Genomic DNA, 13,898 nt, shown 5'->3' with positions numbered 1-13,898 from the left:
GGTACCGCAGGCTGCTACGGCAGGAGGACAGGCGATGGCTGACAAAAACGTGTGGATGCTGATGGGCGCAGATGCAAAACCCTACCCAAGCCTCGAGCCGGGAACGCTGGGCGGCCACCGAGGCGGCAAGCGCTATGGAAAGCTCGACTGTCGTGCGGCGCTGGGAGCCATTGCGCGTGGCGGCTACGTGAAAAATCGCGTGTTTTTTCTCGATGAAGCGACGGCTGTCGCCGCGGGATTTCGTCCTTGTGCGGTGTGCATGCCAGCCGAATATCGCCTGTTTCGAGGGCACGCCTGAATCGAGTGTCCGGGACAAATTCCGGGCAAAAAAAAGCCTGCATCGCTGCAGGCTTTTTTACTATCTGGCTCCACGACCTGGACTCGAACCAGGGACCCAATGATTAACAGTCATTTGCTCTACCAACTGAGCTATCGCGGAATGCGCCGTATGTTACTGATTGAAAAGGAGAAGTCAAGCATTCAGTGAGATTTTTGCTTCACCCCAGGTGCGCCGCGCTGGAAAATCACCACGCCACTTCCTGTCACGACGCTGTCATACGTCAACGCCAACATCCGCAGATACCCCGCCCCTACCCTCTTCTTGAAGGACGACACATGCACACTCGCTCAGGCCCGCCAGCGGTAAAAACCCTGCTTGCCCGTTTTATCGTTATCGGATGCAGCCTGACGGTGAGCGCGTGTGACAGTGTGACCAGGAGCACGCCTGTCGCGCCTGCTTCGTTCAAAACCCTGGACGGTGCACCGCCGCTGGTTATCGGCCATCGCGGCCTGCCAGGACTGTACCCGGAAGAAACCCGGGCCTCCTACGAGCATGCAGCCGACGCTGGTGCGGATTCGCTGGAGCTGGACCTGCACATGACCAAGGACTGTGTATTGGTGGCCCGGCACAATCCCTGGTTGAGCGACAACACCAACATCAGCGACGTCGCGAAGACCAATCCCGAAGTTGCACGCCGCAAGCGCACGGTGCCGGGTGTACTGGTTAACGTCAGGTATCCGGCCACTGCAGAAAATGGCCCGGCCCAGTACCTGAGTGATCTGACTGACCCCAACGATCCAAAATCCGTGTTGAAGTCCTTGATCGTGGATGGCGAAGACCATACCAACGACTGGTCAATCAGCGATTTCACCCTGGCCGAACTCAAGCAATGGATCGGCGGCACGACGTACGACGCCCGCGACGAGCGCCCGACCGAACTCAACGGCAAGCTGCCGATCCTGAGTTTCCAGGAAGTGATCGACATCGCGAAAGCCAAAAGCGCCACCACGGGCCGGGTGATTACCACCTACCCGGAAAGCAAGAACCCGATCTGGAACAATGCCCAGGCCATCGCCAACGGCTGCGGCGCGCCGGGCAGTCATCCGTTCGAAGCGGCGTTTCTCAAGACCCTTGAAGACAACAACCTCAATCGCAAAGATGCGCCGGTGTTCGTGCAGAGCTTCGACCCGAACAGCCTGAAATACCTGCGCTCCATCGGCCTGCAAACCAGGGCGGTTCAACTGGTGGATGGGAACGGGGTGAACTTCAAGACCGGCGAGACCATTTTCATCACCGACAAACCCAACACCTTCGTCAGCGGTCGCCCGTACAGCTGGACCGTCGCCGGCGACCCACGCGCCTTTGGTGCGATGCTGACCCCGGCCGGGCTGGCCGAGGTCAAGACCTATGCCGACGGCATCGGGCCGTGGAAGCCGCAAGCGATGTCGCTGACCGCCGCTTCAGCGCAAAACCCCGGCTTGCCCGAGGTCGATACCTTCAAGCCCACCAGCCTGATCAGCGATGCGCACAAGGCCGGCCTGTTCGTGCATATTTTCACCTTCCGCAACGAAGCCAAATACCTGGCCGGCGCCTACAAGGGCAGCCCGGCGGCGGAATACATGGCCTTTTTCCGCGCCGGTGTTGACGGTGTGTTTACGGATTTCACGCCGACTGCCGTTGCGGCCCGAACTGCCTACCTTAAAGAAGTCGCGCGCTAAAAAGTCGTGCGCAAAGATGGCGGCCTTATGGGCCGCCATCCTTCAGTCAAGTTGCTCAATCACCCCTCCTGCCTTGAGCTGCCCCAACTGCTCTGCCGACAACCCGAGGCGCTCGCCCAGTACCTCATCGGTATGCTGCCCCAACATCGGCGCCGGCCTTACATACTCTACCGGCGTGCCCGACATCTTGATCGGGCTGCCGACCATCTCGAACTGCGGATTCCTGGGATGCGGGATCTTCACCATCAACCCACGGGCAATCACCTGCGGCTCTTCCAGGGATTGCGCGATGTTGTTGATCGCCCCCACCGGTACTTTCGAGGCGTGAATACTCGCCACCCACTCGTCCGCCGTGCGCCCCAGGAAGTGCGCCGACAACAGTTCGACAATCTCCGCCCGATGCGCAACCCGATCGGCATTGCGCCGAAAGCGCGGGTCTTCCGGCAGGTGCGGCAAACCGATGCTGTGGCACAGCGCTACAAACTGGCTGTCGTTGCCGCAGGCAATAATGAAGTCGCGGTCGGCGGCGCGGAATACCTGGTACGGCACGATGTTGGCGTGGGCGTTGCCGAAACGCTGCGGCACCTTGCCCGAGGCCAGGTAGTTCATGCTCTGGTTGGCCAGGGTTGCCACTTGTACGTCCAGCAGCGCCATGTCGATGTGTTGGCCAACGCCGGTGCGTTCGCGGCTGAGCAGTGCGGCCTGGATCGCGACGGTGGAATACAGGCCGGTCATCAGGTCGGAGAACGCCACGCCGACTTTTTGCGGGCCGCCGCCGGGCAGGTCGTCGCGCTCGCCGGTGATGCTCATCAGGCCGCCGATGCCCTGGATGATGAAGTCATAGCCGGGTTCTTCGGCGCGCGGGCCGGTCTGGCCGAAGCCGGTGATGGAGCAGTACACCAACCGTGGATTGATCTCGGCCAGGGTCGCGTAATCCAGGCCATAACGCGCCAGGGAACCGGCCTTGTAGTTTTCGATCAGTACGTCGGAGCTGGCCGCCAGGGCCCGCACCAGTTCCTGGCCTTCGCTGGTGGCCAGGTCAATGGCCACGGATAGTTTGCCGCGGTTGGTGGACTGGTAATAAGACGCCTGCCCGGATGACTCGCCGGTGTCGGTCTTCATCCACGGCGGGCCCCAGCCGCGGGTATCGTCGCCACTCTGTGGCCGTTCGATCTTGATCACTTCCGCGCCCAGGTCGGCCAACACCTGGCCACACCAGGGCCCGGCCAATACCCGGCTTAAGTCCAGCACCCGCAAACCTGTCAATGCACCCATTATTCTTGTCCTGTGATGAATCGAAATCAGCCGACTGCCGGCTCTTCATGACGCAGGGAAATCCCCAGCACGGCACGCCGCCGCAGCCAGGGGCTGGGGCGATAACGCGGGTCGTGGGTGAGTTCGCTCATGCGTTGCAAAATCGTGAGGATGCGCCGTGGCCCGAGGGCATCGCCCCAGGCGAGCGGGCCTTGTGGATAACCCAGGCCGAGTTGTACGGCCTGGTCAATGTCGTCGACGCTGGCAATGCGTTGCTGGGCAATGTCGCAGGCCAGGTTGACCACCATCGCCAGGGTGCGCTGGGCAACGAAGCCGACGCTGTCGCTGATCACCGTCACGCCTACACCGTCACTGGCGAGCAACGCGTGGGCGGCATCGCGGGTGGCGGTGGACGTCAGCGGGTTTTGCATCAGGGTGCGGTGGCGCGACAGGTCGGTCAGCAGGTCGATGCACAGGGTGCGTGCCGGGTCAGTGTGGAAGCGCTCGCTGGCCGAGGTGGCGTCGAGGCCGTAGGGCGCCAGCAGGCACAACGCTTCAGGCGAAGGCTGCGCCGCGCTTTCAAGGTGCGCGCCCAACTCGATCACCAGGGCGCTGAGGCGCTCGTAGTCGTCGGTGTTTTCGGTGGCGATCCATACCGGCGGGAATTGCTTGATGGAAGGCACCGGCTGCGGCTGCGGGCCGTCCACCACCTGGCCATTTTCATAGCGGTAGAAGCCCTGCCCGCTCTTGCGCCCGAAGCGTCCGCCCACCAGCATCTGGCGGGTCAGGGGCGATGGTTTGTAGCGCGGGTCCTGATAGAACTGGTTGTAGATCGACTCCATCACCGGGTGGGAAACGTCGAGCCCGGTGAGGTCCAGCAGTTCCAGCGGCCCCATGCGAAAGCCTGCGCCTTCACGCAGGATACGGTCGATGTCGCCGCGCTCGGCAATGCCTTCATCGAGCATCTTCAAGGCTTCGGTGCCGTACGCACGGCCGGCGTGGTTGACGATGAAACCCGGAGTGTCCTTGGCGCGCACGCCGCGATGGCCGGTACGGGCAACGAAGGCCAACAGGTCATCGCCGACCTTCGGTGCGGTGGCCAGGCCGTCGATTACTTCGACGACGCGCATCAACGGTACCGGGTTGAAAAAGTGCAGCCCGGCGACCCGCTCAGGGTGTCGGCAGCCGGTGGCGATGGCCGTGACCGACAGCGACGAGGTGTTGGTGGCGAGGATGCACGCCGCGCTGACCACACCTTCCAGCTGCTGCAACAGGCCGCGCTTGGCGTCGAGGTTTTCGACAATGGCCTCCACCACCAGGTCGCAGTCGTGCAGCGCCTCAATGGTGGCGGCGACTTGCAGGTTCGCAAGCGCAGCGTCCACCGCTGCCTGGGTGATCTTGCCCTTGGCGGCCAGCTTCGAGAGCGTGGCGCCGAGGTTATCCCGAGCGGTTTGCGCAGCACCGTCGCGGGCATCGAACAAGCGCACCAACACGCCCGCCTGAGCGGCAATCTGAGCAATCCCGGCGCCCATCACGCCGGTGCCTACCAGGCCCATGATCTTGATTGAATCAGCCATTGTCATTCCCCCAGGTAGTTCGCGGTGCGTTTTTCGAAGAACGCCGCGGCGCCCTCCTTCTGGTCTGCCGAATCGAACAGCAGTTGAAAGGCCTTGCGCTCCAACACCAGCGCGCTTTCCAGCGGCAGGTCGGCGCCGGCCAGCATCACTTCCTTGATCTGTTCCACCGCCAGTGGCGGCAAGGCGGCCATCTGCGCGGCCAGTTCCAGGGCGCGGGGGATGGTCTGGTCATCGGCCACCACTTCGCTGAGCATGCCCATGGCCAGGGCTTCCGGGGCCTTGACCATGCAGCCGGTCAACGCGATGCGCATGGCCTGGAACTTGCCCACGGCGCGCACCAGGCGCTGGGTGCCACCGGCGCCCGGCATCAGGCCCAGCTTGACCTCGGGCTGGGCGAAGCGCGCCGATTCCCCGGCGACGATCAGGTCGCAATGCATGGCCAGCTCACAACCGCCGCCCAGGGCAAACCCGTTCACCGCGGCGATCACCGGCTTGGGGCAGCGGCTGATGGCTTCCCACAGGTATTCGGTGTGGCGGCGATACATCTCGATCGGGCTGGCGCTGGCGAATTCCTTGATGTCGGCACCGGCCACGAAGAACTGGTCGCCGCCGGTAAGCACGATGGCGCGCACATCACGGCGCTTGGCCAGGGCACGAAAGTGCTCGGCCAGCTCTTCGCGAACCTGGGCGTTCAAGGCGTTTTTCACTTCGGGACGGTGGATGCGTACCACGGCGACGCCATTGTCCTGGACGTCGAGGTGCACTACGGGTTGGTCGAGGCTGGCCACAAATTCTCCTGCTGCAATGTTCTTGTTAGTTCGGATATCGCCAGTTTCGCTATGCGAAACAACATTCCGTATTTAGCGATAATCATAAGGACCGAGTTGCCGTGATGTAAACGTAAAAACCTGAACCTCCGATAAATCGGGCTATAACTCGTTGTTTAGACGAGTTTTATTAAACAAAAAGACAACGCCACGCAAAGTTGATTAGTTTCGCTGTGCGGAATACAATTTTGTTTTGTTGATTTTCTAAAAAAAGGGGGACTAACATGCGCCGTCGAAACCTGGACCCGAACACACCCGAAACACCTGCCGGCAACCACGCATTCGAGCACTTGCTGATCGATCCGATGAATGCCGACGAGGAAGAAGACAAGGACCGCCAGTTCGTCACCGCCCTGGCCCGTGGCCTGGAATTGCTGCGCTGCTTCACCCCCAGCGAAAGCGTGCTGGGTAACCAGGAGCTGGCGCGCAAGACCGGGCTGCCAAAGCCGACGATTACGCGGATGACCCATACGCTGACCCGCTTGGGCTATCTCAAGCACCTGCCGCAGTCAGGCCGGTATCAGCTGGATGTGGGCGTGATGGCGTTCGGTTACGCAATGCTGTCGAACCTGTCGGTGCGGGCCGTGGCCCATCCGCTGATGGAGACGATGGCCAAGTACGCCCAGGCCGCGGTGGCGATGGCCACGCGGGACCGCCTGGACATGGTTTACCTGGACGTGGTCCAGGGTGAAGCCAACATGACCATGCGCCGCCAGGTCGGCACACGGTTGCCGTTGCACTTGAGTTCCGCAGGCCGCGCCTGCCTGGCAGCGATGCCGGAAAACGAGCGGGAATTTATCCTCGACCATATCCGCCAGCGTCATCTGGCGGACTGGCCGGGCATCAGGAAGGGTCTGGAACGTGCCTTCCGGGATTACACCGATTTCGGCTATTGCATGTCGATCGGTGAGTGGCACCGCGATGTAAACGCCATCGCCGTACCGCTGCTGCATGCACAACATGGGCTGCTGACGTTCAACTGTGGCGGACCGAGTTTTCACCTTTCCCGGGAGAAACTCGAGGACGACATCGGGCCCCGTCTCAAGCACATGGTGAACAACATCGAGGCCGCCGCCCGTTAGACAGATCGGTGCAAGGCCTCGGCAGATTGACGACAACAGGCCCGCCGAACGGGCCGCTGAGGAATGCACATGATCCGAGACCCCGAAACGCTTCATCTGTTGCTGGAAACCCTGCAGCAGTTCGTCAACGAGGCGCTGATCCCCCGGGAAAACGAACTGGCCGAGACCGATGACGTCCCGGCGGATATCGTCAGCCAGTTCCGCGAGCTGGGCCTGTTTGGCCTGACCCTGCCTGAAGCCTACGGCGGCCTCGGGCTGACCATGGAAGAAGAGGTCAACGTGGCCTTCGAACTGGGCCGCACCTCGCCGGCATTCCGCTCCTACTTCGGCACCAACAACGGCATCGGCTCCATCGGCATCCTGCTGGACGGCACCGAGGCGCAGAAGCAGCACTACCTGCCAAAACTCGCCAGCGGTGAACTGCTCAGTTCGTTCTGCCTGACCGAGCCGGACTCCGGCTCCGACGCCGCCTCGCTGAAAACCACGGCGGTGCGCGACGGTGACCACTATGTCATCAACGGCACCAAGCGCTTTATCACCAACGCCCCCCACGCCGGGATCTACACGGTGATGGCCCGTACCAACCCGGACATCAAGGGCGCGGGCGGCATCAGTGCATTCATTGTCGAGCGCAACACCCCCGGCCTGTCTCTGGGCAAGCGCGACCACAAGATGGGCCAGAAAGGCGCCCACACGTGCGACGTGATATTCGACAACGTGCGCGTACCGGCCGACCAACTGATCGGTGGCGTCGAAGGCGTGGGGTTCAAGACCGCAATGAAGGTGCTCGACAAGGGCCGCCTGCACATTGCCGCCGTCAGCGTCGGGGCCGCCGAGCGCATGCTCGACGATGCCCTGAACTACGCCCTGGAGCGCAAGCAGTTCGGCCAGCCGATCGCGGAGTTCCAGCTGATCCAGGCGATGCTCGCCGACAGCAAGGCCGAGATCTACGCCGCCCGCTGCATGGTGGTGGACGCTGCGCGCAAGCGTGACGAAGGCCTGAACATCGGCACCGAAGCGTCCTGCTCGAAAATGTTCGCCACGGAAATGTGCGGTCGGGTGGCCGACCGTTGTGTGCAGATTCACGGCGGTGCCGGGTATGTGAGCGAGTACGCCATCGAGCGGTTCTATCGCGATGTGCGCTTGTTCCGCCTGTATGAAGGCACTACGCAGATCCAGCAATTGGTGATCGCCCGCAACATGATTCGCGAGGCCAAGCACTGAACCCGGGAACAACACAAAACCCATGTGGGAGCTGGCTTGCCTGCGATGCAGACAACTCGGTCTGGCAGTAACACCGCGGCGATGCCATCGCAGGCAAGCCAGCTCCTACAGTGACCGTGTTCCAACCGCATTACCGCAACACCCATAACTTGTGCCCTAACAACTACAACAAGGTATCGCTATGGAAGTCGCCGCTTCGGCGGGTGCGTTGTCGCCCGCGCAAAACAAACTGTGGATCATCGTATTCATCTTCTGCTTCCTCGGCCTGCTGATCGACGGTGCCGACTTGATGCTGCTGTCCTACAGCCTCAGCAGCCTCAAGGCCGAGTTCGGCCTGACCAGCGTCGAAGCCGGCAGCCTGGGCAGCTTCACCCTGGCCGGGATGGCCATCGGCGGGATTTACGGCGGTTGGGCCTGTGACCGTTTTGGCCGGGTGAAAACCGTGGTCTGGAGCATCGTGCTGTTCTCCGCCGGCACGGCGATCCTGGGCATGACCCACAGCTATTGGCAGTTCGCGAGCACCCGTTTCTTCGCGTCCCTGGGCCTCGGCGCGCTGTATGTCGCGTGCAACACCCTGATGGCCGAATACGTGCCGACCCGCTATCGCACCACCGTGCTCGGCACCTTGCAGGCCGGTTGGTCGGTGGGCTACATCGTCGCCACCCTGCTCGCCGGCTGGATCCTGCCGAACCACGGCTGGCGCTGGTTGTTCTACGTGGCGATCATCCCGGTGATCCTCGCCGTACTGATGCAACGCCTGGTGCCGGAGCCGCAAGCCTGGATCAAGGCCCAGGCCGAACGTGCCCGGGAAAAGGCCGAAGGCATCAAGCGCGTGTCGGCGAAGAAACCCGACGGCATGTTCAAGCTGATCTTCAGCGACCCGAAAGCCAGCCGCATGTTTATCCTCTGGGCACTGACCGCAGGCTTCCTGCAGTTCGGCTACTACGGCGTGAACAACTGGATGCCGTCGTACCTGGAAGGCGAGCTGGGGATGAACTTCAAGTCGATGACCAGCTACATGGTCGGCACCTACGCGGCGATGATTTTCGGCAAGATCCTCGCCGGGCTCGCGGCAGACCGCCTGGGCCGGCGCCTGGTGTTCGCCGTCGGCGCGTTGGGCACGGCGATTTTCCTGCCGGTGATCGTGCTGTTCCAGAGCCCGGACAACATCCTGTGGATGCTGATTGTGTTCGGCTTCCTGTACGGCATCCCCTATGGCGTGAATGCGACCTACATGACCGAAAGCTTCGAAGCGAAATTTCGCGGCTCGGCAGTGGGCGGCGCCTACAACATTGGCCGAATCGGCGCGGCGGTGGCACCGGCAGCCATTGGTTTCCTGGCGTCCCATGGCTCGATTGGCGTGGGATTCCTGGTCATGGGCGGCGCGTACTTTATCTGCGGCGTAATCCCAGCGCTGTTTATCCGTGACAAGCAGTTCGACCCGCAAAAACAATAAGCCCAACCCGGGGCCCGCGGCGACGCGGCCCCGGCTATAAGACGTGCGGCAGTTATACCCTTAGGCAAACCGGGCTAGACTGTACGTCAGTCCTACGGAACTGAAGGAACAGTACGACGCTCTCACCCAGCCTGTAAGACAGTTTTGTGCTTAGAGGCTCATTCGCTTATGAAAACACCGACCCAGACCAACGCAATTGACTTCGACAGCGCCAAATTGCAACGCCTGGGCTTTGGTCAGCCTTCCCTTCTTACACGACGCCCCGCGACGGTTGAGCAACTTCGCCAGCAACTGGGCATGCAATTGCAAACCAGCCTGGAGCCGGAGCATATCCTTGCGTTGTTCTTCCGCGAGATCCAACGCCTGGTGCCGCTGGACGCCCTGCAATACCGCCACGAAGCCAGCGACCTGCGCCTGGAGTACGGTCACCGCGGCCATCATTCGGTGAGCTATGCCCTCAGCCATGAAGGCGAGCACCTTGGCGAACTGGTGTTTCGGCGCAACCAACGCTTTCTCGAAGACGAACTGGCCAACCTGGAATCGCTGCTGGCCACCTTGCTCTACCCGATGCGCAATGCCCTGCTCTACCGTGCGGCGACTCGCAGTGCCCTGCGCGACCCACTGACCGAAACCGGTAACCGCATCGCCATGGACCAGACCCTGCAACGGGAAATCGACATGGCTCGCCGGCACCTGCAACCCCTGTCCTTGCTGATGCTGGACATCGACCACTTCAAGCACATCAACGACAGCCACGGCCATGCCACGGGCGACAAGGTGCTCAAGGCCGTCGCCGCCTCGATCAAGAGCCAGCTGCGCAATGTGGACATGGTGTTCCGGTTTGGCGGGGAAGAGTTTCTGATCCTGCTGTCCAACACCGGCCGGGACGCGGCATCGATGGTCGGCGAGCGCCTGCGCCAGGCGGCACAGGCCCAGGATTATTGGGCGGATGATGAGCGGATCGAATTGACGGTGAGCCTGGGCTGCTCGACCTTGCTGGCGGGAGAGTCCGCCGAGAGCCTGTTGCGCCGGGCGGACAGTGCCTTGTATGTGGCCAAGCGTGAAGGCCGCAATCGGCTGGCAATGGCGGGGTAATTTACCCCGCCATCACCCCGTTTACGCCTCGCTGGCAACCAGGGCCGGTTGTTTGCGGGGGGCGGCCACCGACTTTTCCAGCTGCATGCAACGTTCCAGGAACAGGTACATGTAGTCGTAGCTCTTGCAGACCGCCTGGCGCAGCTCTACCTGCAGTTCCTTGGTCGGGTTCATGCCGGCCAGAGTGCAGATGATTTCCAGGGCTTCCCAGGGATGTGCGTCATCGTACTGGGCATGCATCTTCAGCCACTTCATCGCGCGCTTGCGGTCTTCCTCAGGGAAAGCCGCGGCATAGACGCCGGTGGAACACACCACGGCGGACCACTCCCCAGTGGCCCCCTCGATGGCGTAGTTGGTGGCGGCAATCGCGACAATCAGCGAATCGGCCGAGCTGGTGTGCCAGCACCAGTGGCTCAGTGCATGCAGCTCCGGCGGCACTTCCTGTGCCTGCAATTCTTCCAGGCTGACACCATGGGCGCGGGCCCAATGCACCCAATAATCGGCGTGGTTGAGTTCCACGCGAATATTGCGCATCAGCCAGCGGCGCGCCATGTCCTCCCCAGGATGGCGGGCAAATTTGGTCTTGGTGAGGTTCTGTGCCATGTACAACGCAAACTGTTCAACCACCGGCCAGCCACCAATCAGGTAGTGGCGCATGGTCTTGGCGCTGAGCTTGTTATCGCGCATGCGCTGGTACAGTTCGTGTTCGACAACGCGACGCTTGCTCTCGCTACAGTCCTGGATCAGCTGTTGCGCCCAGGCGGGGTAACTTGAGGCTTCCATAAGCGGGCCGGTTCTGTTGAATGTGTCGATCACTGTCGGGCTCCTTTTGATTTGTGATATGTACAGACCAGCAAATGTTTCATCGGAACGTGCCAGGCGCCTTGAATAACAGAGGCTGCGGTCGCACAGGTCGACACTGCAAACTATCAAAGGTAAACAACTGCGGTCGCTCGATCAGGTATCCCTGAGCGTAGTCGACCCCGATCTCAAGCAAGGCTTGTTCGATCTGGGGTGTCTCGACAAATTCGGCAATTGTGCGCTTACCCATGACATGACCGATGTGATTGATCACTTCGACCATAGCGCGGTTAATCGGGTCGTCCAGCATATCCTTTACGAAACTTCCATCGATCTTCAAGAAGTCTACAGGTAAATGTTTAAGATATGCGAACGAGGACATCCCGGCGCAGAAGTCATCCAGGGAGAAATGGCACCCTAACTCTTTGAGCTCGTTGATAAAACGAATCGCACTACCCAAATTCGCTATAGCGCTGGTTTCTGTAATTTCAAAACAAATCATTTCCGGTGGAATGCCATAGGCAATGAATTGCTCACGCAGGAACCCAAGAAAGTCCTCATCGCCGATGGTAGTGCCTGACAGATTGATCGCACACATGGCCATGGGCCGGCCCAGGCGCTCACGCATGCAGCCCGCGATGATCTTGAACACGTTCTCCACCACCCAACGGTCCAGGGAGGTCATCAAGCCGTAACGCTCGGCGGCCGGGATAAAACTGTCCGGCAGGATGATCCGCCCCGCCTCGTCATGCAGGCGCAGCAGGATTTCGATATGCCCATCCCCCTGTTCGGTGTGCCCAAGGGGCGCGATTTCCTGGGCGTACAGGCAAAAACGGTTCTCTTCCAGCGCCATGTGCAGGCGCTGCACCCAGGCCATCTCGCCAAAGCGCAGGGACAATTCCGAGTCATCGGCGTGATACACCTGCACCCGGTTGCGGCCCTTTTCCTTGGCCATGTAGCACGCCATGTCGGCGGCTCGCAGGGAAGTCTCCAGGGTGGTCGGGGCGTGCGTGATGTGCACCAGGCCAATACTCACAGTGGTGACAAACGGCCTGCCCTTCCACACAAAGTGCAGGCTCTGCACGGTGTGGCGCAGGCTTTCGGCGATTTTTTCCGCCACCGGCGCCGGGCAGTTCTCCAGCAGGATGCCGAACTCGTCGCCCCCCAGCCGGGCCAGGGTGTCACCTTCACGCAGGTCGGACTGCAAGAGCGCGCAGATATGCCGCAACAGTTCATCCCCCGCGGCATGCCCACAGGTGTCGTTGACCAGCTTGAACTGGTCCAGGTCGAGGAACATCAAGGCATGGCGCCCGGTTTGCTGGCGCCCGACGTTGTGCAGCACCTGCTCCAGGCGGAACTCGAACTCGCGGCGGTTGGCCAGGCCGGTCAAGGCGTCGTGGGTGGCCTGCCAGGACAGGTTGGCGATGTACTGGCGTTCCTGTGTCATGTCGTGCAACACCAGCACCGCGCCGACGACTTTGCCGGCACTGCGGATCGGCGCGCCCACCAGGGTGACGGACACGGTGGTGCCGTCCAGGCGCTGGATCAGCTTGGAGTGCTCGCTGCCCCCACCGAGCTGGCCACCCAATATATGTTCGATCAGGGTAAAGCCGTCGGCCTGGGCATTTTCGTCCAGCAGGTTGAACAGCGCCGCCAGCGGCAGCCCCTGGGCCTGGGCGGCTTTCCAATGGGTCAGGGCTTCGGCGGCCGGGTTCATATACGCAATGGCGCCGTCGACATCGGTGGTGATCACTCCGTCGCCAATCGACTCCAGGGTGATCTGCGCCCGCTCCTTCTCCAACTGGAGCGCGTCGGCAAACGCATGCCGCTGGGCCAGCAGCTTGTGGGTGCGCAACAGCGCCAGCACGATCAAGCCCAGTGCCGTGGCCAGGTTGGTCACCAGCAGCAGGCGCAGAATCATCCGCGAGCCTTCACCCAGGGCATCGCTGAAGGCTTTCGCGGCCGGCGTCACCCCGTCGTTGATGGCGAAGATCCGCTGCTTCCAGCGGTGTACGTCGCTGCTGCTGACCTGATTGGCCATGATCGCTCGGTGCATCTCCTGGGCCAGGTCGTCCAGTTGCACCAGGTAGCCATCGCCCACCGTCCACAGTTCGATGGCTTTTTCCAGGTAACTGAAATGGCGGAAGTTGAGGTACAGCCAGATCAGGCTGGAAACGTCGTCAGGGTGGTTACCGCCCTTGAGGATGCCCTGGCGCGCGGCAGGCAGGTCCGGCGTCGGGCGGTCCAGGGCCAGCCGCAGCTCATGCCCGCCCTGGGGTACGGCAATCGCGTTCTGGTATTTGAGGAAGGTGGCTTCGTCGCGGCTGTCGGCGTAGAGCGTCAGGTAAAAGATCGCGTCTTTCTGGCCCTTGGACCACAGGCTTTCGCCCGCCACATAACCGCGCACCGCCGAGAGTACGTAGAGACTGACGCAGCCTAACAATGCCTGGAACAGCACGACGGCGATAAAAGGCCACACAATGCCCAATAACCGAGGGGTTCCGAGAGTCTGCTTTTGCTTCATGAGGTCCCTTGCACATGCACAACTAAAATACGCACGCGAGTGAAAACCGCTCCTGATAGC

Annotated in this window: 11 protein-coding genes and 1 tRNA gene; 6 read left to right on the top strand and 6 right to left on the bottom strand. The window is 61.6% G+C overall.

Annotation, left to right across the window (positions count from 1 at the left end):
• The first annotated feature begins 34 nt into the window (after positions 1-34).
• Entirely contained in the window at positions 35-298 is a 264-nt protein-coding gene (locus tag V6607_RS09995; protein ID WP_134326030.1) for an Ada metal-binding domain-containing protein, read from the top strand.
• A gap of 65 nt (positions 299-363) precedes the next feature.
• Here V6607_RS09995 and V6607_RS09990 read toward each other — a convergent pair.
• Positions 364-439, bottom strand: a tRNA-Asn gene (locus tag V6607_RS09990).
• 176 nt (positions 440-615) lie between these two features.
• On the opposite strand from V6607_RS09990, the gene V6607_RS09985 reads away from it, so the two are divergent.
• Positions 616-1,998, top strand: a complete 1,383-nt coding sequence (locus V6607_RS09985; protein ID WP_134326029.1) for a glycerophosphodiester phosphodiesterase family protein — start codon at positions 616-618, stop codon at positions 1,996-1,998.
• A gap of 42 nt (positions 1,999-2,040) precedes the next feature.
• Here the strand turns inward: V6607_RS09985 and V6607_RS09980 are convergent, their stop codons facing one another.
• Genes V6607_RS09980 through V6607_RS09970 form a run of 3 tightly spaced genes read right to left on the bottom strand, consistent with a single transcriptional unit; the run spans position 2,041 to position 5,617 of the window.
• A complete protein-coding gene (locus V6607_RS09980) occupies positions 2,041-3,273 on the bottom strand; it encodes a CaiB/BaiF CoA-transferase family protein (RefSeq protein ID WP_003216714.1) in 1,233 nt (410 codons plus the stop codon).
• A gap of 26 nt (positions 3,274-3,299) precedes the next feature.
• Entirely contained in the window at positions 3,300-4,829 is a 1,530-nt protein-coding gene (locus tag V6607_RS09975; RefSeq protein ID WP_134326028.1) for a 3-hydroxyacyl-CoA dehydrogenase, read from the bottom strand.
• A 2-nt stretch (positions 4,830-4,831) separates the two neighbouring features.
• Complete coding sequence (locus tag V6607_RS09970; protein WP_134326027.1) at positions 4,832-5,617, bottom strand: enoyl-CoA hydratase; 786 nt, start codon at positions 5,615-5,617, stop codon at positions 4,832-4,834.
• Between the two features lie 263 nt (positions 5,618-5,880).
• On the opposite strand from V6607_RS09970, the gene V6607_RS09965 reads away from it, so the two are divergent.
• The 4 genes from V6607_RS09965 (at position 5,881) to V6607_RS09950 (ending at position 10,513) form a co-directional block, all read left to right on the top strand.
• Positions 5,881-6,738: an IclR family transcriptional regulator gene (locus tag V6607_RS09965; protein ID WP_134326026.1), complete on the top strand. Its 858-nt coding sequence runs from the start codon at positions 5,881-5,883 to the stop codon at positions 6,736-6,738.
• Positions 6,739-6,807: 69 nt separating this feature from the next.
• A complete protein-coding gene (locus V6607_RS09960; protein WP_102605272.1) occupies positions 6,808-7,962 on the top strand; it encodes an acyl-CoA dehydrogenase family protein in 1,155 nt (384 codons plus the stop codon).
• Positions 7,963-8,143: 181 nt separating this feature from the next.
• On the top strand, positions 8,144-9,418 hold the full coding sequence (locus tag V6607_RS09955; RefSeq protein WP_003216727.1) for an MFS transporter: 1,275 nt from the start codon (positions 8,144-8,146) through the stop codon (positions 9,416-9,418).
• Positions 9,419-9,586: 168 nt separating this feature from the next.
• A complete protein-coding gene (locus tag V6607_RS09950) occupies positions 9,587-10,513 on the top strand; it encodes a GGDEF domain-containing protein (RefSeq protein WP_003216729.1) in 927 nt (308 codons plus the stop codon).
• Positions 10,514-10,534: 21 nt separating this feature from the next.
• On the opposite strand, the gene V6607_RS09945 is transcribed toward V6607_RS09950, so the two are convergent.
• Both V6607_RS09945 and V6607_RS09940 read right to left on the bottom strand, forming a co-directional pair.
• Positions 10,535-11,329: an iron-containing redox enzyme family protein gene (locus V6607_RS09945; RefSeq protein ID WP_003216731.1), complete on the bottom strand. Its 795-nt coding sequence runs from the start codon at positions 11,327-11,329 to the stop codon at positions 10,535-10,537.
• 46 nt (positions 11,330-11,375) lie between these two features.
• Complete coding sequence (locus V6607_RS09940) at positions 11,376-13,838, bottom strand: EAL domain-containing protein (protein ID WP_134326025.1); 2,463 nt, start codon at positions 13,836-13,838, stop codon at positions 11,376-11,378.
• Between the last annotated feature and the right edge of the window lie 60 nt (positions 13,839-13,898).

This window comes from Pseudomonas sp. KK18 (assembly GCF_037094675.1).
Lineage (GTDB): Bacteria > Pseudomonadota > Gammaproteobacteria > Pseudomonadales > Pseudomonadaceae > Aquipseudomonas.
The sequence above is the reverse complement of the archived record's forward strand: the minus strand, read 5'-3'. Positions and strand labels throughout refer to the sequence as shown.

Bases quoted from the DNA above. Each gene is read 5' to 3' on its own strand.
- V6607_RS09995 (WP_134326030.1), top strand. From the start codon at position 35: ATGGCTGACAAAAACGTGTGGATGCTGATGGGCGCAGATGCAAAACCC.
- V6607_RS09985 (WP_134326029.1), top strand. From the start codon at position 616: ATGCACACTCGCTCAGGCCCGCCAGCGGTAAAAACCCTGCTTGCCCGT.
- V6607_RS09980 (WP_003216714.1), bottom strand. From the start codon at position 3,273: ATGGGTGCATTGACAGGTTTGCGGGTGCTGGACTTAAGCCGGGTATTG.
- V6607_RS09975 (WP_134326028.1), bottom strand. From the start codon at position 4,829: ATGGCTGATTCAATCAAGATCATGGGCCTGGTAGGCACCGGCGTGATG.
- V6607_RS09965 (WP_134326026.1), top strand. From the start codon at position 5,881: ATGCGCCGTCGAAACCTGGACCCGAACACACCCGAAACACCTGCCGGC.
- V6607_RS09960 (WP_102605272.1), top strand. From the start codon at position 6,808: ATGATCCGAGACCCCGAAACGCTTCATCTGTTGCTGGAAACCCTGCAG.
- V6607_RS09955 (WP_003216727.1), top strand. From the start codon at position 8,144: ATGGAAGTCGCCGCTTCGGCGGGTGCGTTGTCGCCCGCGCAAAACAAA.
- V6607_RS09950 (WP_003216729.1), top strand. From the start codon at position 9,587: ATGAAAACACCGACCCAGACCAACGCAATTGACTTCGACAGCGCCAAA.
- V6607_RS09940 (WP_134326025.1), bottom strand. From the start codon at position 13,838: ATGAAGCAAAAGCAGACTCTCGGAACCCCTCGGTTATTGGGCATTGTG.